This window comes from Pseudomonas sp. ASL4 (assembly GCF_056680395.1).
Window position 1 is genome coordinate 3,281,245 of record NZ_CM155280.1, and the last position, 21,362, is coordinate 3,302,606.

The 21,362-nt window shown below is 61.1% G+C and carries 19 protein-coding genes; 11 read left to right on the forward strand and 8 right to left on the reverse strand.

Going from position 1 to position 21,362, the window contains the following annotated elements; genetic code table 11:
- Window positions 1–106: 106 nt before the first annotated feature.
- From AC1MEW_RS14740 to AC1MEW_RS14750, 3 genes are all read right to left on the reverse strand, one after another.
- Window positions 107–667, reverse strand: coding sequence for a cytochrome b (locus AC1MEW_RS14740; protein WP_201257123.1), 561 nt, complete (start codon window positions 665–667; stop codon window positions 107–109).
- Window positions 668–906: 239 nt separating this feature from the next.
- Window positions 907–1,734: a phosphonoacetaldehyde hydrolase gene (phnX, locus tag AC1MEW_RS14745; RefSeq protein WP_201204706.1), complete on the reverse strand. Its 828-nt coding sequence runs from the start codon at window positions 1,732–1,734 to the stop codon at window positions 907–909.
- A gap of 152 nt (window positions 1,735–1,886) precedes the next feature.
- Window positions 1,887–2,996 carry a 2-aminoethylphosphonate--pyruvate transaminase gene (locus tag AC1MEW_RS14750; protein WP_201204704.1) on the reverse strand — a complete coding sequence of 370 codons (1,110 nt, stop codon included), beginning with the start codon at window positions 2,994–2,996 and terminating at the stop codon, window positions 1,887–1,889.
- A gap of 109 nt (window positions 2,997–3,105) precedes the next feature.
- Between AC1MEW_RS14750 and AC1MEW_RS14755 the strand changes: the two genes are divergently transcribed.
- Window positions 3,106–3,969, forward strand: coding sequence for a LysR substrate-binding domain-containing protein (locus tag AC1MEW_RS14755; protein WP_201257124.1), 864 nt, complete (start codon window positions 3,106–3,108; stop codon window positions 3,967–3,969).
- A 118-nt stretch (window positions 3,970–4,087) separates the two neighbouring features.
- Here AC1MEW_RS14755 and AC1MEW_RS14760 read toward each other — a convergent pair whose 3' ends face one another.
- Window positions 4,088–4,960: a LysR family transcriptional regulator gene (locus AC1MEW_RS14760; RefSeq protein ID WP_201257125.1), complete on the reverse strand. Its 873-nt coding sequence runs from the start codon at window positions 4,958–4,960 to the stop codon at window positions 4,088–4,090.
- Window positions 4,961–5,227: 267 nt separating this feature from the next.
- On the opposite strand from AC1MEW_RS14760, the gene AC1MEW_RS14765 reads away from it, so the two are divergent.
- Window positions 5,228–6,553 carry an MFS transporter gene (locus tag AC1MEW_RS14765; protein ID WP_480426731.1) on the forward strand — a complete coding sequence of 442 codons (1,326 nt, stop codon included), beginning with the start codon at window positions 5,228–5,230 and terminating at the stop codon, window positions 6,551–6,553.
- Window positions 6,554–6,616: 63 nt separating this feature from the next.
- Window positions 6,617–8,014 carry an FAD-dependent oxidoreductase gene (locus AC1MEW_RS14770; protein ID WP_323570519.1) on the forward strand — a complete coding sequence of 466 codons (1,398 nt, stop codon included), beginning with the start codon at window positions 6,617–6,619 and terminating at the stop codon, window positions 8,012–8,014.
- 215 nt (window positions 8,015–8,229) lie between these two features.
- Here AC1MEW_RS14770 and AC1MEW_RS14775 read toward each other — a convergent pair whose 3' ends face one another.
- Window positions 8,230–9,639: a type VI secretion system Vgr family protein gene (locus tag AC1MEW_RS14775; RefSeq protein ID WP_480426733.1), complete on the reverse strand. Its 1,410-nt coding sequence runs from the start codon at window positions 9,637–9,639 to the stop codon at window positions 8,230–8,232.
- Window positions 9,640–9,873: 234 nt separating this feature from the next.
- On the opposite strand from AC1MEW_RS14775, the gene AC1MEW_RS14780 reads away from it, so the two are divergent.
- Window positions 9,874–10,581 (forward strand): YebC/PmpR family DNA-binding transcriptional regulator, encoded by a 708-nt coding sequence (locus tag AC1MEW_RS14780; protein ID WP_480426735.1) that lies wholly within the window; start codon window positions 9,874–9,876, stop codon window positions 10,579–10,581.
- Between the two features lie 162 nt (window positions 10,582–10,743).
- On the opposite strand, the gene AC1MEW_RS14785 is transcribed toward AC1MEW_RS14780, so the two are convergent.
- A complete protein-coding gene (locus tag AC1MEW_RS14785) occupies window positions 10,744–12,057 on the reverse strand; it encodes a leucine-rich repeat-containing protein kinase family protein (RefSeq protein WP_480426737.1) in 1,314 nt (437 codons plus the stop codon).
- A 215-nt stretch (window positions 12,058–12,272) separates the two neighbouring features.
- Complete coding sequence (gene zapE, locus AC1MEW_RS14790; RefSeq protein WP_201257127.1) at window positions 12,273–13,397, reverse strand: cell division protein ZapE; 1,125 nt, start codon at window positions 13,395–13,397, stop codon at window positions 12,273–12,275.
- Window positions 13,398–13,714: 317 nt separating this feature from the next.
- Between zapE and AC1MEW_RS14795 the strand changes: the two genes are divergently transcribed.
- From AC1MEW_RS14795 to AC1MEW_RS14825, 7 genes are all read left to right on the forward strand, one after another.
- Complete coding sequence (locus AC1MEW_RS14795) at window positions 13,715–14,209, forward strand: Csu type fimbrial protein (RefSeq protein ID WP_207200324.1); 495 nt, start codon at window positions 13,715–13,717, stop codon at window positions 14,207–14,209.
- A gap of 107 nt (window positions 14,210–14,316) precedes the next feature.
- Window positions 14,317–14,850 carry a Csu type fimbrial protein gene (locus AC1MEW_RS14800; RefSeq protein ID WP_201204688.1) on the forward strand — a complete coding sequence of 178 codons (534 nt, stop codon included), beginning with the start codon at window positions 14,317–14,319 and terminating at the stop codon, window positions 14,848–14,850.
- 20 nt (window positions 14,851–14,870) lie between these two features.
- On the forward strand, window positions 14,871–15,407 hold the full coding sequence (locus AC1MEW_RS14805; RefSeq protein ID WP_201204686.1) for a Csu type fimbrial protein: 537 nt from the start codon (window positions 14,871–14,873) through the stop codon (window positions 15,405–15,407).
- A gap of 4 nt (window positions 15,408–15,411) precedes the next feature.
- Window positions 15,412–15,912, forward strand: a complete 501-nt coding sequence (locus AC1MEW_RS14810; protein ID WP_322269025.1) for a Csu type fimbrial protein — start codon at window positions 15,412–15,414, stop codon at window positions 15,910–15,912.
- A 26-nt stretch (window positions 15,913–15,938) separates the two neighbouring features.
- Window positions 15,939–16,712 (forward strand): fimbrial biogenesis chaperone, encoded by a 774-nt coding sequence (locus tag AC1MEW_RS14815; protein WP_322269024.1) that lies wholly within the window; start codon window positions 15,939–15,941, stop codon window positions 16,710–16,712.
- A gap of 231 nt (window positions 16,713–16,943) precedes the next feature.
- Window positions 16,944–19,301 carry a fimbria/pilus outer membrane usher protein gene (locus AC1MEW_RS14820; RefSeq protein WP_480426740.1) on the forward strand — a complete coding sequence of 786 codons (2,358 nt, stop codon included), beginning with the start codon at window positions 16,944–16,946 and terminating at the stop codon, window positions 19,299–19,301.
- Window positions 19,298–20,260: a Csu type fimbrial protein gene (locus tag AC1MEW_RS14825; RefSeq protein ID WP_322269023.1), complete on the forward strand. Its 963-nt coding sequence runs from the start codon at window positions 19,298–19,300 to the stop codon at window positions 20,258–20,260. The genes AC1MEW_RS14820 and AC1MEW_RS14825 overlap by 4 nt, the downstream gene beginning before the upstream one ends.
- Before the next feature lie 47 nt (window positions 20,261–20,307).
- Here AC1MEW_RS14825 and AC1MEW_RS14830 read toward each other — a convergent pair whose 3' ends face one another.
- Complete coding sequence (locus tag AC1MEW_RS14830) at window positions 20,308–21,354, reverse strand: ABC transporter substrate-binding protein (RefSeq protein WP_480426743.1); 1,047 nt, start codon at window positions 21,352–21,354, stop codon at window positions 20,308–20,310.
- Between the last annotated feature and the right edge of the window lie 8 nt (window positions 21,355–21,362).

Below are 21,362 nucleotides of genomic sequence, written 5' to 3' on the forward strand. Positions count from 1 at the left end.
ATGTGGGAGCGGGCTTGCTCGCGAAGGCAGTGTGTCAGCTGACATCAATTTTGAGTGTCAGTCCGCTTTCGCGAGCAAGCCCGCTCCCACAGGGCTTTTGTTGAGTTCAGGTATTGCGCGTCGCCCGCTTAGGCATCATCCGCAACAACGTGTTATCGCCCACCACATAGTGGTGATACAGCCCGGCCACAGCGTGCAGGCCGATCAGCCAATAACCGATAGTGCCGCCGAGTTCATGCCAGCCCTGGATCTGCTTGGCCAGCGCCTTGTCTTCGTGGACCAGCAACGGCAGGTCGAAGCCGTAGAACATCACCTGATTGCCCTTGGCGCTGGTCACCAGCCATCCGAGGATCGGCATGGCGATCATGAACAGGTACAGCGCCCAATGCATCACCTTGGCCAGTGTGGTCTGCCAATGGGGGGAAGCCGGGAAGATTTGCGGCGCCGGGCCCAGGCTGCGGGCGAACAAACGCAGCCAAACCAGCACAAACACCGTCAGGCCCAGTAAGTAGTGCGATTCAGTGATCAGCGTGCGGCCACCACTGCCTTTGGGAAAGATCCCGCGAAATTCGATGCACGCGTAAACCAGTATCAACAAGACCAGCATTAGCCAGTGCAAGGTGATCGATACCGTGCTGTAACGTGAGTCGGAGTTCTTCCAGGGCATACGGGGGCTCTCCACAGGTCAATGCTTAAAGTGCCGTTCTTGTGCGGCGCTGTGCTTTAACTGTAATCCTGTTTTGCCGGATTTGCCTGAGGCGATTTGCCCGTTCAACGCACTCGTTCAGCTAATTGACAACAAAAAAGCGTGTAGGAGCGAGGCTTGCCCGCGAAAGCGTCCGACCATTAAACATGGATATCGACTGGCAGGACGCCTTCGCGGGCAAGCCACGCTCCTATAGTGCATCAGTTGGTTTGCGGCATTTCGCCGTTGGCCAGACGCTTGTTGATATCGGCTATCACTTGCGGCAAATCGCCGATGGTGTCGATCATGTAATGCGGGCGTGAGCCTTCGAACATGGCGTGGATACGCTTGCGCTCGCTGGCCAGTTCCTCGCTGCCGAGGGCCTGATAACCCGCGTAGTCCAGGCCCAGCGCGTTACCGGAGCAGATCAGCGCCACGGTCCACATGCCGGCGCGGCGACCTTCAAGAATGCCCGGCACGGTATCGTCGATCTTCACGCAGGCCGCAACATCATCGATCCCCAGGGCAATCACGTTGGCCAGGGCCTGAGCCGGCCATGGACGGCCGTTCGGCACCTCGTCGGTGGCGACCACGTGATCGGCGATGTAGCCGTTGGTGGCGGCCAGTTCCACGACTTTGTCCATGACCTGTTTCGGGTAGCCGGAGCAGGAGCCGATCTTGATGCCTTGCTGGCGCAGATTGGCGATAGTTGCCAGAGCGCCGGGGATCAGCGCCGAGTGCTCGGCGATTTTTTCGATTTGCAGCGGCATGAAGCGCTTATAGATGGCGGTGACGTCATCGTCGGTCGGTGTGCGGCCGAACGCCTTGCGATAACGCTCGGCGACTTGCGGCTGATCGCACAGGGTGCGGATGTGGTCCCACTTGCCCATGCCCATCGGCCCGCGAGCTTCTTCAATGGAAACCTGAACGTCGAACTCGGCGAAGGCTTCGACAAAAATCTGGGTCGGCGCGAACGAACCGAAATCGACCACGGTGCCGGCCCAGTCGAGGATGGCGGCTTGGAGTTTGGTTGGGTTGGTGTAGTTCATGGTGATCAGAATCCTGTGGCAACTGGCTAATGAAGGGCTGCTTTTGGTGGGAGCGGGCTTGCTCGCGAAAGCGGTGTGTCAGTCGACATCAATGTTGAATGTCAGACCTCTTTCGCGAGCAAGCCCGCTCCCACAAGGGATGGCGGTGTGATTTAGATTTCGAGGACTTCCATTTCCTGCAGCACCTCGGCAATCGCCGCCACGGCCGCGTGCATCTCTGGCGGATTGACGTGGCCGATGCAGCCGACACGGAAGGTCTCGACCTGGGTCAATTTGCCCGGATACAGAATGAAACCCTTGGCCTTGACCCGTTCGTAGAATTCCTTGAACTGGTAGCGCGGGTCTTTCGGCGCATGGAAGGTGACGATGATCGGCGCCTGGATCGCGGCCGGCAGGAAGCTGCGCAAACCAAGTTTGGCCATGTCATCGAGCAGCACCTGGCAGTTGTTGGCGTAGCGCTGATGCCGCGCCGGCAAACCGCCTTCTTCGTTGTATTGCAGCAGGGCTTCGTGCAGCGCCGCGACTACGTGGGTCGGCGGGGTGAAGCGCCATTGGCCGGTCTTGGCCATGTAGGTGTGCTGGTCGAACAAGTCCATCGCCAACGAATGCGAGTTGCCGGCGGCATTCGCCAGGGATTCTTTGCGAGCGAAGACGAAACCCATCCCCGGCACACCTTCCAGGCATTTGCCCGAGGCGGCGATCAGCGCGTCGAACGGCACCTGCTGCGCATCGATTGGCAGGGCGCCAAAGGAACTCATCGCGTCGATGATCAGGCGCTTGCCCTGTTGCGCAATAACCTGAGCGATTTCCGGCAGCGGGTTGAGGATGCCGGTGCTGGTTTCGCAATGGATCAGCGCGACGTGAGTGATGCTCGGATCAGCCCGCAGCAGGCGATCAACGTCAGAAGCGGTGGTCGGTTCGTCTTCGGCGGTTTCGAAGGTGCTGAACGGGCGGCCGAGCACTTCGCAGATCTTCGCCAGGCGTTTGCCGTAGGCGCCGTTGATCAGCACCAGGACTTTACCGTCGCGAGGCACCAGCGTGCCGATCGCTGCTTCGACGGCGAAGGTGCCGCTGCCTTGCAGGGGTACGCAGTGGTGACTGTCGGCACCGTTGATGATCGCCAACAGTTGCTCGCAGAGGCTGGCGGTCAGTTGGTTGAAGCGGTCATCCCATGAACCCCAGTCGACCATCATCGACTGACGGGTGCGGCGCGACGTGGTCAATGGGCCGGGGGTGAGCAGGATGGGTTCGGCAGTACTCATTCTCGTGTCCTCGCAATCGATGGGATGAACCTACGGGGCTTAAATTGCAATTTGCCGTCACATCAATCAAATTGTTTGTTGTTATGCCAGTCATCAGTGAGAGTTATTCATGAATCTGTTTCAGCTTCGCGCATTCGACGCGGTGGCCCGCGAGGGCAGCTTTACTCGGGCCGCCGCGCGACTGTTCATCAGCCAGCCGGCGGTCACCGGGCACATCAAGGCGCTGGAGGAGCACTACCAGATCACCCTGTTGCGCCGTACCGCCCGGCGGGTGGAGTTAACGGAGGAGGGCACCAAACTGGCGGCGATCACCCGGGCGATGTTTGGTCTCGCCGAAGAGGCGCAGGTGATGCTGGAAGCCAACCGGCAATTGCTCACCGGGCGTCTGGAAGTGGCGGCGGACGGGCCGCACATGGTCATGCCGATGCTCGCCAGTTTGCGGGCGCGGTATCCGGGAATTACCGTGAATTTGCGCTTGGGTAACGCTCAGGAAACCTTGGCGGCGTTGTTGTCCGAGCATGCCGACGTGGCGGTGCTGACCGAGGTCGAACCGCGCAAGGGCCTGCATCTGCAAGCGTTGAGCGAGTCAAGGATCTGCGCGCTAGTGCCGGCCGGGCATCCTTGGGCGCAGCGTGCGAAGGGTTTGCCGCTCAAGGAACTGGATCAGGTGATCATGGTGTTGCGCGAGCCGAGTTCGATTACTCGGCGTACGTTTGATGAGGCGTGCAGTCAGGCGAAGGTCAGCCCGCGGGTGTTGCTGGAACTGGATAGCCGTGAGGCGGTGACTGAGGCTGTTGCTGCCGAGTTGGGGGTTGGCGTGGTGTCGTCGGTAGAGGTGAGCCATGACCCGCGGGTGGCGGCGGTGCCGATTTTGGGGGAAGGGTTGGTCAATCGGCACATGATCGGGTGCATGGAACGGCGGCGGGATTTGCGCTTGATTCAGGCGTTTCTGGATTTGGCACCAAGCCAGTAGACCGAGGTGCGGCCTTCGCGGGCAAGCCACGCTCCCACAGGATTTATGCCAGTCCCCAATCTTGTGTACGGCGCAAACCTGTGGGAGCGTGGCTTGCCCGCGAAGGGGCCGGACCTGCCTACACAAGACTCTCGCGCACCATCTCCAGAAACGTCGCCACCACCCGCCGCGAACTCTGCTCGCGCAAGCACACCAGCGTCTCGGTCAGCCGCCGCTTGCAGTCGGTAATCGGCAACGCGCAAACCCGCGAATCTGCACCAAACTCCGCCGCTGACACTACCCCGACACCAATCCCGACCACCACCGCTTCGCGCGCCGCTTCCCGGCCTTCAACCTCAATCGCCGGACGAATCCGAAACCCGGCCCCGGCCATTTCCTCTTCCAGGGTCTGGCGCGTCACCGAACCGATTTCCCGCAGCACCAGCGGCGTGTCGTCCAGGTCCGCCAGGCAGATGGACTCGCGACTCGCCCACGGATGACTGCGCGAGACGAACGCCACCATCGGGTCATTGCGCAACGGCAGCGAGATCAATCGCTCGTCGCTGACATCCCGGCCGAGCAACGCCAGGTCGGCCTGATAGTTGAACAGCCGAAACAACGACTCATCAGTGTTGCCGGTTTCGATCTTCACGCTGATGCCGGGGTATCGCTCGCAAAACCGGGCGATCTGCGGCAGTACGTGCACCGGTGCATCCACGGCGAGGATCAGGCTGCCGGTCTGCAACGCCTGGGAGTCCTGCAATAACTCCTGGGCTTCGGCTTCGATGACGAACAGGCGCTGGGTGATGCTCAACAAGCGCTCACCGAGGTCGGTCAGGCGTACCGAGCGTTTGTTGCGGTGGAACAGCAGCACCCCAAACCGCTCTTCGAGTTTGCGCACTTGGTCGGAAATCGCCGGTTGCGTGAGAAACAGCCGCTCGGCGGCTTTGGTGAAGCCGCCGTGCACGGCCACGGCGTGGAAGGCTTTGAGCTGGGCGTGGGAGACCGACATCGAACCTCCAGTAACAAGCTGAACTTATATTGGAAATACGATAAATCGATTTCACTTATTAATCAGTAATTGTTTTTATCGGCCTCAGCCCCGGTGACTGGTCAGTCGAACAGCATCGGGCGCCATGAGCCTGTGCGTGCAACAGCAGGACTCATCTGACCGATATCGCCTCAGGGAAGCAGCGATATCGAAGTGCTCAACAATAAAAAAACAGGCGTTATTTCTTAATTTCTGCCGGCACACTCACACCCTGAGGTCAGAACCACAATGAACAATCCCATCGGCACCATCAAGCGTTGGCGCGTGCAGATCTTCGCGATCACCTGGCTCGCTTACGCCGCTTTCTACTTCACTCGCAAAGCGTTTTCCGTGGCCAAACTGGGGATCGGCGAAGACCCTACCTTCCTGCTCGACAAAATGGCCATGGCCAACCTCGACGCGATCTATCTGGCGGCCTACGCCATTGGCCAATTCACCTGGGGCATCCTCGCCGACCGCTTTGGCCCACGGGTCGTGGTGCTCGGCGGGCTGCTGATTTCCGCCGCGGCCGCGGTGGTGATGGGCAGTTTTGCTACGTTGCCGATCTTCGCTACTTGCATGCTGATTCAAGGGTTGGCCCAGTCCACCGGATGGTCGGGACTGTGCAAGAACCTCGGCAGTTTCTTCCCCGCCGAACAGCGCGGGCGGGTGCTCGGGTTGTGGAGCTCCTGCTACGCCTTTGGTGGATTGGTGGCTTCACCATTCGCCGGTTGGTGGGCCTACACACTGATCGGCACCTGGCACGCGGCGTTCTTTTCCAGTGCGGCGGTGGTCGGCGTGGTGGCGGTGCTGTTCTTCTTTCTTCAGCGCAACAAACCTGAAGACGTCGGCTTGCCCGCCGTGGAGCCAGAACCGGAGTTGAGCGTCGAAGCGGCCTACGCACAAAGCAAGATCAGCGTTTGGGAGCCGTTAAAGGAAATCCTACGCAACCGCACCGTGCTGGTACTCGGGCTCTCGTACTTCCTGCTGAAACCGGCGCGTTACGCGATTTTGCTGTGGGGGCCGGTGATTGTTTTCGAACAAATGCCCTCGGTGGGCAAGGTCGGCGCGGCGATCATTCCCACGTCTTTTGAACTGGCCGGGCTACTCGGGCCGATCATGATCGGTTTGGCCTCCGACAAGCTGTTCGGCGCCCGGCGGATGCCGGCGTGTGTAATCAGTCTGTTGGCGCTGACGGTTTCCCTGGCGCTGTTCATGGGTGCCTTGCACACCGGCAGCGTGTTGATGGTGGTGGCGCTGTTGTTTGTCATGGGCCTGACCCTTTACGGGCCGGACTCGATGATCAGCGGCGCGGCGGCGATTGATTTCGGCACGGCCAAGGCCGGCGCCACGGCGGCGGGTTTTGTGAACGGCTGCGGTTCGGTCGGGGCGATTCTCGGTGGTTTACTGCCGGGCTATTTCGATTCGGTCACGGTGTTCATCGTCTTCGCCGGTTGCGCGATGTTCTCGGCGTTCGTGCTGATCCCGCACTGGAACAGCCGCCCGGCGGGCTTGCAAACCGACTCCACCTTCGTGCCCAACCAGCCGATCAGCATCAAACCCCTGCGTACCTGAAACCCTTTCCCTCGCGGCCTGCTGCACTGGCGGCAGGTTGGCATGTGGACATCTGACTGGAGAATCCCGATGAGACCCTTTTGGCTGGAGCAAGCCTTGAAGGCCGATGCATCCGCAACTTGCCCGGCGCTGGACGGCGACACCCGCGCCGACGTCTGCATCGTCGGCGGCGGCTACACCGGGCTGTGGACCGCGATCATGCTCAAGGAGCAAAACCCCGAACTCGACGTGCTGCTGATCGAAGCCGACATCTGCGGCGCCGGCGCCAGTGGGCGCAACGGCGGATGCGCACTGTCGTGGTCGGCCAAGTACTTCACTCTTGAACGGTTGTTCGGCGTCGAAGAAGCGGTGCGGCTGGTCAAGGAGTCGGAGCGCAGCATCCACGCCATCGGTGCGTTCTGCGAACAGTACGGAATCGATGCCGATTACCGCCTCGACGGCACTCTTTACACCGCGACCAATCGCGCCCAGTGCGGCTCGACCGACGCGGTGATCGCCGCGCTGGAACGCAACGGCATCAACTCCTTTACTCAGCGACCGGTGGCGGATGTGCAGCGCATGGCCGGGTCCGGCAAACACCTGGAAGGCTGGTTTTCCCCGGCAGCGGCTAGCGTACAACCGGGCAAACTGGTGCGCGGCTTGCGCCGGGTGGCGTTGCAACTCGGTGTGCGGATTCATGAAAACACCGCGATGACCGGGCTGGAGGAGGGCACGCCGGCGGCGATTCACACTCCGAGCGGCGCCGTCCGTGCAGATCGAGTGGTGTTGGCGATGAACGCCTGGATGGCCCGGGCCTTCCCGCAGTTCGAACGCAGCGTGGCGATTGTCTCCAGCGACATGCTGATCACCGAACCGCGCCCGGAGTTGCTCAGTGAAATCGGCTTGACCAGTGGCGTAACGGTGCTTGATTCGCGGATTTTCGTGCACTACTACCACAACACCCCGGACGGCCGGATCATGCTCGGCAAGGGTGGCAACACCTTCGCCTACGGCGGGCGGATGTTGCCGGTGTTCGATCAACCGTCGCCCTATGCCGGTCTGTTGCGCAGCAGCCTGACGGACTTCTTTCCGGCATTTGCCGAGGTCAAGGTCGAGGCCACCTGGAACGGTCCCTCGGATCGTTCGGTCACCGGTTTGCCGTTCTTCGGCCAGATGAGCGCCAGCGGCAATGTGTTTTACGGCTTCGGTTACTCCGGCAGCGGGGTCGGGCCGTGCCATATGGGCGGGCAGATTCTTGCCTCGATGGTGCAAGGCCTTGATAACCCGTGGACCCGCTCGCCGCTGGTCAACGGGCCGTTGGGTTACTTCCCGCCGGAGCCGATTCGTTACCTGGGTTCATTGATGGTGCGCAACGCCATCCGCCGCAAGGAACACGCCGAAGACCACGGTCACCGGCCACGGCGTCTGGACGTGCGCCTGGCGAAATTCGCCGCGGCGGCGGGGAAGGCGGATAAGGGGTGAGCCACAGGGTTCTTTTAAACCCTGACACCGAACCTGTGGTGAGGGCGCTTACTTGTGGCGAGGGAGCTTGCTCCCGTTCGGCTGCGAAGCAGTCGTAAAGTCAGCCAATGCGGTGCGCCTGACAGAATGCCGGGGGCCGCTTCGCAGCCCCGCGGGAGCAAGCTCCCTCGCCACAGGTGTTCGATGTTGGCTCAATCTCTAATCTAATGTGGGCATCAGGGTATATCCGGGCGATTGACCAGCCAATCGAGCAGCAGGCGGGTGTCGCCGCGCGGTGGCGGGGGGCGGGTGAGGTGTGGGGGCGGCAGGCTTGAGCCGGTGCAAAGGATCGGTCGGTCCGGGTCGCTGTCGAGAAAACTGATGTATACATCAGTGCCGGCAGCGGGGAGCCTGGACGAGTCGTCGGACGCACCGATGGCCACTGGCAGCCACAGGCCAACCGGCTCCTGCTCAGCCAGTCCCGGCCACAGGCTGACCTGAATCCGGCCCTGTTCATCGAGCGCCGCCGGTTGTCCGGGCTCGCCCAGCACTTGAGCGGGTTGAAAGCCGGGAATGTTTGGCCTGAGTTGTTTGAGCGCGGGCCGGAACACCGTCGACCAGGGAATGGCGCTAAACCGGTTGCAGTAGCCGGGGACTGCAAAGGGTTTGTCTTGAGCGAGGATCGAGGGTTGTTGCCCTTGGTGCCGGATCTCGGTGAGCAGCCATTGGTCGTTGAAGCTCGCCACTGGGTGTTGCTCCACTTGCACGATACGTCCGCTGAGTAATCCCGTCTGATCGCTTTGGCCATGGACCTGCCGGTGTTGGCAGCGCAGCCGTTCCAGCGTCCGACGACTGCGTTGCTCGCCGTGCAGTTGCCTGGCAGCAGGGCGCGTGCTCAACAGGTTTTTACCGATCAGCGGATGATTGGCTGCGCCAAAGCTGACGGCGGCGCAGCTTCTGTCGTGAATCAATCTCTGCGGCAGGATCAGCGGCGAGTCATGGCGTTGAAACAATTCGCGGATCGTGGCAAAGGCCGGCTCCTCAAGCGGATCGCCCTGGAAAGGTGTCAGCACCGGGGCCTGGGGGAAACTCTGGCTATCATCGGCCAGCACCAGTACATGCCCGTCGCGGCGGTGTTCGAAGTGATAGTGAATGCCTTCTTCTTCGCAGAGCCTATGCAGCAAGGCCAGATCGGTTTCTTCGTATTGAATGCAAAAGGGCCGTACCGGGTAGTGCCCGGTGCTGAGTTCAAAGCGGTAGCCGTACTCGGGCAATGCGTGTTCTTCCAATAACTGGCGCAAAATCGCTGGCACGTTGAGCTGATGGAATACCCGTCGGGTGCGCTGTTGTTCAAGGCGTTGCAGATACGGCACCAGCACCAGTCGATAGCCGATCCGGTGCGGGCCACGGTACTCGCGACTGGCACTGTGCAAAATGCCGTGAATGCCCTGGCCATCACCGAGGCTCAGAAAGGCCTGTCGTTGCAGCAGTCGCTCGAGGTTCATTGCCGGGGCCAGGCCGATCACTTCGATGTCGAACCGATAGGGCTGATTGAGGCTTTCATAGCCACTGAACTGCAGCACTTGCAGACTCAAATCATCCTCGACGAGGGTCAAGGTGAAGGGACTTTCCTTGTCGTTGTGCATCGCGTGTGCTTCTGCCATGTCATACGGGGCGCAGAGGGTACGAAACCACAGCCCTGAATAGTCATCGCAAATCGACTTTTCAGAATCCTCCTACAAGCACTGTTGAAGATGTCGACGCGTCCTGTCGGTGTACAGGATGGAATTTTTGGTCGATTGCCGACTTTAGGCCGTATAAACTTGCCGCCATGCGTCGGCCAATAGATGTCTCGGCGCCACAGATCAAGAGAGTGAGTAATGGGCGCACAGTGGAAGGTTAAACACAAAGAAGCGGCATCCAACGCCAAGGGCAAGATCTTCGGCAAACTGGTGAAAGAAATCACCATTGCTGCGCGTAACGGCGCTGATATCACCACTAACGCACACTTGCGTCTGGTGGTTGAACAGGCCAAGAAAGCCTCGATGCCCAAGGAAACCCTCGATCGCGCGATCAAGAAAGGCGCGGGCCTGGTGGGCGAAACCGTGCAATACCATCGCGTGACCTACGAAGGCTTCGCCCCGCATCAGGTGCCGCTGATCGTTGAATGCGTGACCGACAACATCAACCGTACCGTCGCTGAAATCCGCGTGGCATTCCGCAAGGGCCAATTGGGCGCGTCCGGTTCGGTGTCCTGGGACTTCAACCATGTCGGCATGATCGAGGCGTCCCCGGACAGCCCTGACGCCGATCCGGAAATGGCCGCCATCGAAGCCGGCGCCCAGGATTTCGAACCGGGTGAAGAAGAGGGCACGACCCTGTTCCTGACCGAGCCTGCAGACCTGGACGCGGTGCAGAAAGCCCTGCCTGAGCAAGGTTTCACCGTGTTGTCGGCCAAATTGGGCTACCAGCCGAAGAACCCGGTCAGCGGTTTGAGCGACGAGCACATGGCTGAAGTTGAAGCCTTCCTCGAAGGCCTCGATAACCATGATGACGTGCAGGACATGTTTGTCGGGTTGGCGGGTTAAGCGTTTACAGCATTGACAGCTTTGTTGTTTGACAGGCCGTCTTCGCGAGCAAGCCCGCTCCCACAGTTGATCTGTGTTGGTCACACATTATGTGCACGACACAAAACCACTGTGGGAGCGGGCCTGCTCCGGGCGGCGATCCGACGAATGACTGCGAAGCGGTCACCGGCCATTCAATTCCCGCACAATCTCGCTAAAGCCCGGCCGCGCCAGTACATCTGGCTGACAGCAACGCTGCTCAAGGTCCTCCAGCGTCACCCGAGCTTCGTCGCTCAACCCCGAGTCGATCCGCTCCAGCAATTCCCCCAACAACACCCCGAACGCCCGCACTTCGATCCGTTGCAGCGCGCGAGTTTCAAGGTTGTCCGTGGTGGCGTGGAAAGACGCACCGCCAAAGTCGCCCAGCAGACAGTCACCGTGCTCGTTCCACATAATGTTGTGGCCGTAGAGATCGCCGTGGGTGATGCCTTGTTCGTGCAAGTGCTCTGCCGCGCTAGCGATGCCACGGGCGATGCGCAATGCCACGTCCGCGCTGAACCGCGTGTCATCGGTGTAAACGTCACGGCTGCAGGACGCCAGGCTTGGCAACGCCGCGAGGTTGCGATAACTCGGGTCAATCAAATGCATCACCAGCCCGGCCTGGGCTTGCGGATGGTCGACAATTCGCCCTTCGATGCGGATCAGGTTGGGGTGCAGGCCTGCGGTGATGCAGGCGTTCATTTCGTGTAGCGGCGAGCCATCGCTGGTCATTTCGCCTTTGTACAGTTTTACCGCGACCTGAGTATCCGCTTGCCCCGGTCGTTGCCAGGTAGCGCGATGAATCACCCCCGAAGCGCCTTCACCGAGTTTTTGCTCAAGGTGCAGCTCTGACCACGGGATGCTCGGTGTGGCCTCAAGGGCGGCCGCATCGGCTTCGGTTTCCAGCGGGTTACCGGCGTAGGCCAGCCAGGTCAGGGCCGGCAGGCTCAGCAGCCACTCAGGCAGTTCGGTGAAGCGGTTGGCCGAGATGCGCAACAGTTCCAGTCGATGGCATTGAACCAGGCTTTCGGGCAATTGCTGCAAGTGGTTGCCGGCGAGCATCAGTTTTTGCATGAGCGGACGTTCACCCAACTCGGTCGGCAGTTCGCTGATGCGGTTGTCGGTCAGGATCAGCCAGCGCAGCAGCGGCGGCAGGGCGGCGGCCGGCACCTGTTCGATGCGGTTGGCCCTGAAGCCGATCATGCTCAGCGCGGCGCATTGACCCAGGCAGGCCGGCAGCTCGGTGAACTGGTTGTCCGAGCAGAACAGAATTCGCAGACGAGTCAGTCGGTGCAGGTCGTCCGGCAGGCTGCTCAAGGCGTTGCCGCTAAGGTTGAGTATCTCCAGCGAATCCGCCAGGTCGAAGATTTCCCGGGGGAACTCGGTCAGGCCGCAGACCAGGTCCAGACGGGTGATGCCTGCCAGCTCACCGGCTCGCAGTTGTGCAAGGGTATTCATGAACGAATTCGCTATTGATCGAGTAGTAGGGCGCGGGGCTCTGAGAATGGGCGACATGATAGCGGGAAGTTGTGGTGCCGGGCAGGCCGCCTTCGCGAGCAAGCCCACTCCCACAGTTATTTTGTGTCGTACACATAATGTGTGATCAACACAAATTCCCTGTGGGAGCGGGCTTGCTCGCGAAGAGGCCGGCAGCCAATCCGAAAATCTATTGGTTAAACCAGTTCCCGAACCTCCACCAACTGCCCCAACCGGCTACGTGTCCGCGCGAGGTCAATGGCATCCCCATCCAGACTTTCCCGCAACGAACGCTGCCCCAGTAGCACCAAATGTTTGTCCTGATCGTACAAAACGTCGATCAGGTTGATAAACCGTTGCTGCGCCGCGATCGAACAATCGTTGAGGCTGGGCAGTTCATCGATGACCCAGTGATCGAAACGCCGGCACAGTTCCAGGTAATCCATCACGGCGGTGGGGTGGTCGCACAGATCGCTGAAGGTAAAACCGACGGCTCGCCCTTCGCAGTACCGTGCTGGCAGATGCCGTGTTCCGACCGGCAACGCCAGGGGCAAAGCACTTTCAGGCAGGTTCAACGCCTGACGCTGGGCTTGCGTCGCCGGCCAGACGTACCGGCCCTGGGTAAACACCTGCTGGGTATGGGTTCGCGCCTGACTGCGATAGTCATGAGGACCGCCGACTTCCAGGACCTGCATGCGCGTGTTGATCAGGTCGATCACCGGTTTGAAACGCGCATGGTAGAGCGGGTTCGGCAGCAAACCTTCGGGTGGGTAGTTGGAGGTCACCAGCAGCAGGATGCCACGGCGGAACAACGCCTTGAACAGCCGGGTGATGAGCATCGCATCGCCGATGTCGTGGACGTGAAACTCGTCGAAACACAACACCCGACAATCCAGCAACAACTCATCAAGGGTGTTCGCCAAGGGATCAGGTTGGTCACGATGGCTGAACATGCCCTGATGCAGCTGCGCGAAAAACTCATGAAAGTGCAGGCGCTGTTTTTGCGCGAGGGGGATGGCCTGGAAAAACCCGTCCAGCAACCAGCTTTTACCGCGACCGACAGCGCCGTACAGGTAAAGGCCGGGCAGGGTTTTCGCCGATGCACCCAGCAGCGTTGTCGCATGTTGCGCCATACAGTCGATCACTCGCTGCTGGCTGTGGCTGAGGGTGTAGCCCTGGGCGAGCGCCTTATGGTGAAAGTAGTCGTGGATGACTCGATGGCTGGCGTTCCCGCTGGCAGGCGACGCAATGGCTTTGCCGAGCAAACGGCGCAGCGCGGGCCAGCGTATGAGTCGCGAACGGATTGGCGGTAGAACGGCCACGATAATGTCACCCCTGGGTTCTTCAGGCCGGCTCAGCGAGCTGCGGCGCAGTAGTGTAACCAAACGGGGAATCGCCCCACCACTCGTGTTGACATAGCCATTGCATAGTCAGACAAAAACCTGCGGGTTGTACAGCTTGTTTCCCGTCGGTGTATCAGCGTTTTTCCAACAATTCGATACACAACCCCACCACATTGAGCGGGCCGACGGAGCCCCATGACTGGCGAATTCCCGTTGCGTTGCTAACCTGATTTTCAGAAGTCACCCTCACAAGGAATGAGGCCGTGAATGGAGTTCGGGTATTGGCAACGCTGAGCATGATGCTCGGCACGCAAGCGCTGGCCGCAGAACTCCAGGTGGAGGTGCGCGTCGACGTGCAGCGTGGCTGTCAGTTAGTGGGGCAGCAACGCAGTGCGGGCGTCGAGCAACTGGGGGTGCTGGACTTCGGCAGCACCTCGCGGCTGGATGACCCGGCCGGGCCGTTGGGCGCGGCGTTGATGAATGAGCATCTGCCGCGTCTGGAATGCAACCCCGACACGCCTTATCAATTACGCGTCGATGGCGGCCAGCACGGTGGCGTCGGCGATGTGCGTTACATGGCGGGTTCCGCCGAACACAGCAAACCTATCCCTTATCGGCTCTACCAGGACCCCGCGCGACTGATCCCGCTGGCGGTGAACGTCCCGATAAGCGGCCGCGTGCCGGATAACGGTTCCGTGGATTTACCTTTGTATGCCCGTATCGAACGGCTGGCGGAGATTCCCCGTGTCAGCCGTTATTCAGACCTGGTGAAAGTGACTGTCACCTGGTAGCAGCAACTGTGCAACTTGCCCCCGATGGAATCGGGTGGCGCAGGGAAGGGGGCGTTCCTCGTTGAACGTTCGGGTTTTGGCGTCCTGAGGGAGTTGGGATTAGCACGATGACAAGCAAGCACTGGATGGTTATCGCCGTGGGCGTACTGTTTTTGCTCGCCGAGGGCGCCCAAGCGGCGGTCAGCGGGCAGATCCACGCGCGGCTGGTTATCATCGCCGGTTGCGAAGTGACCAATGGCGCCAGCCCCGGCAGCCCGGTCAGCGATTTCGGCAGCCTGGATTTCGGCCAGCAAGGCCCGACCTGGACCAAGCCGATCAAGGCCAGCCTCAGCGACGATGGCAGCGGCAAGCTGAATGTCGCCTGCAACCCTTCGGTCACCGGGTTCACCGTCAGCATCGACGGCGGCGCCCATGGTGACGGTACGACCCGACGCCTGAGCAACGGCAGCCAGACCCTCCCTTATCAATTGTTCCTCGATGCCTCGGGCAGTCAGAGCTACAGCATCGGCCAACAACACAATTTCGCTGTGAACAGCGCTGCGCGGATACCTATCCCGGTATTTGGCTCGGTGGTGGCGAATACCCGCGCGGTTCCGGCCGGTGTCTACACCGACACCCTGACGGTGACGCTCGATTGGTAAACCCGTAGAGGACGGACACCATGCACATGCTTGTATCAAGGATCGGTTTGTCATTGCTCGGCCTGGCGCTGGTGTCCAGCGCTCAGGCCGCAACCACCGTCACCGGGCAGATCAGTTCCACGCTGATCCTGACCAGCAGTTGTCTGGTCAACGGCACGGCCGGTACCACTGGACTTAATTTCGGTACCGTGAACTTCGGCACCACCACCAGTTTGTTCACCGAAGCCGACGGCCAGGTGCTGGGCGGTGGTGGCGGGGCGCTGTCGGTTCAGTGCTCCAGTGGCACCTCGCCAACCATCACCGTCGGCGCTGGCAGCCATGACGCGCAGTCCACGGGTGGCACCCGAGCGTTATACGACGGCGTCGCCAATTACGTGCCTTACGACTTCTATACCGACGCCGCTCACTCTCAACTGCTGGCCATCAACGGTGTGATCAACCTGACCGCCAGTACCGGCCAGACGCAGGCGGTGAACATCTATGGCAAAGCCGTGGGCAAGGCGGGACTGCCGGCCGGCACCTACACCGATACCGTTTCAGTCCAACTGACCTTCTAGTGCGATGGCCCGCCATGGCTGTGCGGCGCTGCTCCTGCTGTGTGCGGGCAGTGTGCCGTTGCCGCTGGCGGCGGTGACGAGCCAGAGTTTCCAGGTCAGCGCCACGGTGACCGCCGGTTGTCTGGTGGTGGGCGGGGTCTCGAACTACGGCAGCCTCAACTTTGGCAGCCTGTCGGCCTTGGCCACCAGCACGGTGCAGGTGTCATTGACCGGTGGCGTGCAGTTGCAATGCACGCCGGGGGTGACCCTGAACATGACCGTCGATGGCGGTCAGTACAACAGCAGCGGGCGGCACATGCAGCTCACGACCGGCAGCAACCGGGTGGCGTACTCGCTGTTTAGCGATGCGGCATTCAGCCAGAGCCTGGGGATCGGCCAAAGCGTGGCGGTGGCTTACACCGATGCGAACAACATCAGCCTGCCGATTTACGGTCAGGTGCAGTTGCCGGGCAATCAGCCTGGGGGGACATACAGCGATGTGCTGCAGGTGCAGCTGTCGTGGTAATGCGGCGTTTTGAAAAGGAGCAGCACATGTGGTCACAGGTCTTGCGCTGTACGGGGTTGGCGATGGTGTTACTCGGGACGGTCAAGGCACAGGCCGCCAGTTCGGTGCTGATCTGGCCGATCGATCCGGTGCTGGAGGCCGATCAACAGGCCAGTGCCTTGTGGCTGGAAAACCGTGGCAGCGAGACCGCCAACCTGCAAATCCGGGTGTTCGCCTGGAGCCAGAGCGGCTTCAACGACCAGTACCAGAACCAGCGCGACGTGATCGGCAGCCCGCCAGTGGCGAAGATCGAACCGGGCCAGAAACAATTGGTACGACTGACCCGCACCCGGGAGATACCGCCGGGGCAGGAGCTGGCTTACCGCATCATCATCGACGAAATCCCCTCGGCCAAACCGCCTGCTGCTGAAGATGGCAAGACCGCTGCGGCGATCCGTTTCCAGATGCGTTATTCGGTGCCGTTGTTTGCCTACGGTGCCGGGTTGTGGAGCAAGGAGGACACCACCCGCCAACGTGATCCCAAGGGCATCGGCCTGCCGGACCTGAGCTGGCGCACCGTGGCGGTGGACGGTCGTTCGTATGTGGAGGTGCGCAACCAGGGCGCGGTACATGCGCGATTGACCGATGTCGCGCTCAAGCAGGGCGGCCAGACCAAACCGCTGGTGGAAGGTTTGCTCGGTTATGTGTTGCCCGGCGCAATCATGCGCTGGCCCGCGCCGGGGCCGATGGCCGGGGACCCGGCGTTGCAGGTGCGGGTGAATGGGGCGAGCCAGGTGCAGAGCGTCGCACCACAGCGGTGATTCCAGGGCTTTTGGGCTTTTGTGGCGAGGGGGCTTGTCGGAACGCCGCATCGCTCCGTTGGGCTGCGCAGCAGCCCCCAAAACCCGGCAGCGCGGTGTGTCAGATGTCGCGCGATGAATGGATTACGACTGCTGCGCAGCCGAACGGGAGCAAGCTCCCTCGCCACAGGTTTAGCGCACACATAGCTGGAATAAAGGAGGGCAGAGTCCATTGACGGACATAAAGCGCGAATGAGCCAGCGTTGGGCTCGCAGTTTCCAGTGTCCGTTGTGGGCGGCGACCTGCGCGTGTTGGCTGGTGATCATCCCTCTAGCCGAGGCCGGCGACTTGCCGCCTCCGCCCAGCGGCATGGAGGCCGTGGCCGATGCACAGTTGTTTCTGGAGTTGGTGGTCAATCAGATGAATACCGGGCGAGTCGTGGCGGTGGATCAGCGGGGCGGGCGATTTTTTCTGCCAGCCTCGGCGCTGCGCGACAGTGGCATGAAACTGCCGGAAAACATCAGCGCCGAAGTTGACCTCGACAGCTTGCCGGGCCTGCACAGCGAGTACGACAGTGTCGGTCAAAGGCTACTGCTCAACGTGCCGCCGGACTGGTTGCCGGAGCAATTCGTCGGCAACCGCCAAGCCTACCCGCGCACCCCGGCACTCAGCAGTTTCGGGGCCTTGCTCAACTACGACCTGTACCTCAACGACACCGATGATGCCGGCACCTACCTCGCGGCATGGAACGAAGTGCGGCTGTTCGACAGTTGGGGCACGCTGTCCAACACCGGGCAGTACCGCCGCACCTTGTCGGGGGAGGCGGTCAGCACGTCGAACAATGGCTATCTGCGCTACGACACCACTTGGCGCTACTCCGATGACGAGCGGCTGCTGACGTATGAGGCCGGGGACCTGGTCAGCGGCGCCTTGCCCTGGAGCAGTTCGGTGCGCCTCGGCGGGGTGCAGTTGTCCCGTGACTTCGGTGTGCGCCCGGACCTGGTGACCTACCCGTTGCCGCAGTTTGCCGGTGAAGCGGCGGTGCCGTCCTCGGTGGATTTGTTCATCAATGGCTACAAATCCAGCAGCGCCGACCTGCAACCGGGGCCGTACACCCTGACCAATATTCCGTTCATCAATGGCGCCGGCGAAGCGGTCGTCGTCACCACCGATGCCTTGGGCCGGCAGGTCTCGACCACGGTGCCGTTCTACGTCACCAGCAGTTTGCTGCAAAAGGGCTTGAGCGATTTTTCCGTGGCCGCCGGGACCTTGCGTCGGGACTACGGCCTTCGAGATTTCGGCTACGGACCAGGCGTCACGTCCGGCAGTTTGCGTTACGGCCTGAGCGACAACTTCACCCTCGAAAGCCACGCCGAAGCCTCGGACTCCCTGACCCTTGGCGGCTTGGGCGGCAACCTGAGGCTGGGCAATTTCGGCGTCCTCAATACCGCGCTTAGCCAGAGCCAGTTCGACGGCGAAAGCGGCCAGCAATTGAGCCTCGGCTATCAGTACAGCAGCCAGCGCTACAGCTTCTCGTATCAACGTATGCAACGACGTGATCAATACGCCGACCTGACGGTGATCGACACCCCTTACACGACCCTGAGCAAACGTAGCGAACAGGCAACCCTGAGCCTTAACCTTGATTCCTGGGGCAGCCTCGGTGTCGGTTATTTCGACGTGCGTGCAGCGGACGAATCGCGTACCCGTTTGCTCAACCTGACCTGGAGCAAACCGCTGTGGCGCGATACCAGTTTCTATCTGTCGGGCAACCGCGAAATCGGTGACAGCAACTGGGCGGTGCAGGCGCAACTGGTGATCCCGTTCGATCTGCACGGCAGTCTGGCGATCAGCAGCGAACGCAGTAAGACCGGGCAAACCCAGCAGCGGGTCAATTACAGCCGAGCCGTGCCGACCGAAGGCGGGGTGGGTTTCAACCTCGGTTACGCTCAGGGCGACGCGCCGACTTATCGTCAGGCCGACCTGACCTGGCGCCTGCAATCGGTGCAATTGCAAGCCGGGGTCTACGGCACCAGCGAGGCTGAAACCCGTTGGGCCGATGCCAGCGGCTCGTTGGTCTGGATGGACCGTCAGTTGTTCGCTGCCAACCGGATCGACGATGCATTTGTAGTGGTCAGCACCGACGGCTATGCGGACATTCCGGTGCGCTACGAAAACCAGTTGGTCGGCCAGACCGACCGCAACGGCCACCTGCTGGTGCCGTGGAGCAGCGCGTATTACCGCGGTAAATACGAAATCGACCCGCTGAACCTGCCAGCCAACGTGCGCAGCCCTAACGTCGAACAGCGGATCGCAGTGCGGCGTGGCAGCGGTTATCTGCTGGAGTTTCCGTTGAACCGGATAGTCGCCGCGAGCATCGTGCTGGTGGATGCACGGCAGCAAGAATTACCCCTGGGCAGTGGCGTCGTGCATGAGCAAAGCGGCACGCAAACCGTGGTCGGTTGGGACGGGCTGGTATACCTGGAAAATCTACAGGCGCAAAACAGTCTGCGGGTGACCCTGGCCGACGGGAAGACCTGTCAGGTGCAGTTTGCCGTGGACATGAAGCAGGACCAGATCCCGCTGATCGGGCCGTTGGTGTGCAAATGAAGGGGTTGGCACTGCTGGCGCTCTGGCTGCCGGGTTCGGCGTGGGCGTTGTGTTCGGTGGTCAGCACCTCGCCCGTGGCGTTCGGCTCGTTGAGTTCGATTGCGGTGCGCACCACGTCGCAGTCCAGCTCCACCACCAATGCGGGGTTGAGTTGCACCGGGTCGTTGCTTTCATTGTTAACCAGCACCGACCATTTCTATGCCACGGTCACCTCCACGCAAACCGGGTTGCTCGGTCCGACCGGCGACATCATTGGCTACACGCTGTACGGCAACAACTCCACCAGTTACCCACTGACCCGCGGTGTGGCGTTCGACTTCGCCCGTAACGGCATTATCGATTCGCTGGGTTTGCTCGGCAGCGTGGTGCCGAAAACCGTGCCGATTTATCTGGGGACGACCATTGGCAGCAACGTCGCGGCGGGCATCTATAGCGAAACCCTGAGCATTGCCTGGAGCTGGAATTACTGTTCCGGCATCGGCATTGGCAGCGTGTGCCTGGGGCGTGACATCGGCAGCGGCAACACCACCCTGACGGTTAACCTGACCGTGGCCAACGACTGCACTATCACCGCGCCGAACATCAGCTTCGGCAGCGCCCCGGTGATCAGTGCGTTTACTGCGGTCACCGGCCAGACCATCAACCTCGCTTGCACCAAGGGCAGCGCTTATACCGTGGGCCTGAGTGATGGTCAGCAAGCGATCAGTGTCGGTGGGCGACGGCGGATGATTTCCGGCAGCAATTACCTGGCCTACGACATCTTCAAAAGCGCCGGCACCACCCGTTGGGGCAGTGTCGGTAGTGCGCGCCGGGCCAGTTCCGATGCCGAGGTCAACCCTGGCAACGGTTTGGGCACCGGGAGTCAGGTCTTCAATTACAACGCCAAAATCTACACCGACCAGACCACACCGCCAGCGGGGACGTACCTCGACAGCGTAGTGCTCGACGTCGGTTTCTGACTTTGTGCAAACCCCTGTAGGAGCCATGGGTGTGTGGGTGTTGCCTGCTAGCGCTCGATACTCCGATTCCACCGCGCATTCCACGCCGGACGCTGTTCATTCACCTGGTCCCAATCAATCGCAATCGCGGTCTCAAGATACTGCTTCATCGCCTCAACCTGACCACGCGTCTTATCAGTGGTCGGGGTGTTAGGGTTGGACGGGATCTGGTCGCCATCTTCAAGCGCAGCCGCTTGTGCGTCTGGTGTCAGCAGGAACGCCGCGAGTTTCTGCGCCAATTGCGGCTGAGTGTTGTTGGCGATCGTACATTCGGCGACGTTGAGCACCACGGCGCCTTCCTTCGGCTGCGCATATTCCACCGGCATGCCCTTGAGTTTCAGCGCTGTGACTTGAGTCGGCGTCAGCGGGAACAGCGCCGCTTCATCGGTTTGCAGCATCTCGGAAATCTTCGCCGAGCTCGGGATGTACTCCAGCACGTTGCGCCCCACGGTGTTCGGCCAGGCCTTGAAGCCCGGTTCGACGTCGGTTTCGCTGCCGCCCTGGATCCGGTTGAACATCAGGAAACCATGGAGGCCGAAGGTCGAGGAGGCCATCGACTGGAACACCACTTTGTCCTTGAAACGCGGGTCGGCCATGTCCATCCATGAGGTCGGCGCGGCCCAGCCTTTTTCCTTGAACAACCGCGTGTTGTAGGCCAATCCGGTGACGCCGAGGCTGACGGCTACGGCCTGCTCCTTGATGCGGCCCTTGGCCGGAATCTGCGCCAGGGTCGGGTTGTCTTCGAGTTTGTCGCACAACCCCATGGAGATGGCGCGGTACATGATGCCGTCGTCGAGGAACATCACGTGCAGCTGCGGATTGCCCTTGCTGGCCTGGACCTTGGCCAGGATGTCGGCGGAAGTCCCTGGCACGATCACCACTTTGACGTTGTTGGCTTTCTCGAAAACCGGCAGCACCTTGTCGGCGTAAAGCCGCTCCATGGTCCCGCCGTTCATGCCCAGGTAAAGCGTTGGTTCGGCCTGGGCCTGAGTGACCGTGAGCAGGGCGCTCATGCAGGAGAAACCGAGCAGTGCAGTGCGTTTGAGGTTATTCATTGGCGCGA

Coding starts and splice junctions, on each gene's coding strand:
- AC1MEW_RS14740 (WP_201257123.1), bottom strand. CDS start 667: ATGCCCTGGAAGAACTCCGACTCACGTTACAGCACGGTATCGATCACC.
- phnX (WP_201204706.1), bottom strand. CDS start 1,734: ATGAACTACACCAACCCAACCAAACTCCAAGCCGCCATCCTCGACTGG.
- AC1MEW_RS14750 (WP_201204704.1), bottom strand. CDS start 2,996: ATGAGTACTGCCGAACCCATCCTGCTCACCCCCGGCCCATTGACCACG.
- AC1MEW_RS14755 (WP_201257124.1), top strand. CDS start 3,106: ATGAATCTGTTTCAGCTTCGCGCATTCGACGCGGTGGCCCGCGAGGGC.
- AC1MEW_RS14760 (WP_201257125.1), bottom strand. CDS start 4,960: ATGTCGGTCTCCCACGCCCAGCTCAAAGCCTTCCACGCCGTGGCCGTG.
- AC1MEW_RS14765 (WP_480426731.1), top strand. CDS start 5,228: ATGAACAATCCCATCGGCACCATCAAGCGTTGGCGCGTGCAGATCTTC.
- AC1MEW_RS14775 (WP_480426733.1), bottom strand. CDS start 9,639: ATGCACAACGACAAGGAAAGTCCCTTCACCTTGACCCTCGTCGAGGAT.
- AC1MEW_RS14780 (WP_480426735.1), top strand. CDS start 9,874: ATGGGCGCACAGTGGAAGGTTAAACACAAAGAAGCGGCATCCAACGCC.
- AC1MEW_RS14785 (WP_480426737.1), bottom strand. CDS start 12,057: ATGAATACCCTTGCACAACTGCGAGCCGGTGAGCTGGCAGGCATCACC.
- AC1MEW_RS14795 (WP_207200324.1), top strand. CDS start 13,715: ATGATGCTCGGCACGCAAGCGCTGGCCGCAGAACTCCAGGTGGAGGTG.
- AC1MEW_RS14800 (WP_201204688.1), top strand. CDS start 14,317: ATGACAAGCAAGCACTGGATGGTTATCGCCGTGGGCGTACTGTTTTTG.
- AC1MEW_RS14805 (WP_201204686.1), top strand. CDS start 14,871: ATGCACATGCTTGTATCAAGGATCGGTTTGTCATTGCTCGGCCTGGCG.
- AC1MEW_RS14810 (WP_322269025.1), top strand. CDS start 15,412: ATGGCCCGCCATGGCTGTGCGGCGCTGCTCCTGCTGTGTGCGGGCAGT.
- AC1MEW_RS14815 (WP_322269024.1), top strand. CDS start 15,939: ATGTGGTCACAGGTCTTGCGCTGTACGGGGTTGGCGATGGTGTTACTC.
- AC1MEW_RS14820 (WP_480426740.1), top strand. CDS start 16,944: ATGAGCCAGCGTTGGGCTCGCAGTTTCCAGTGTCCGTTGTGGGCGGCG.
- AC1MEW_RS14825 (WP_322269023.1), top strand. CDS start 19,298: ATGAAGGGGTTGGCACTGCTGGCGCTCTGGCTGCCGGGTTCGGCGTGG.
- AC1MEW_RS14830 (WP_480426743.1), bottom strand. CDS start 21,354: ATGAATAACCTCAAACGCACTGCACTGCTCGGTTTCTCCTGCATGAGC.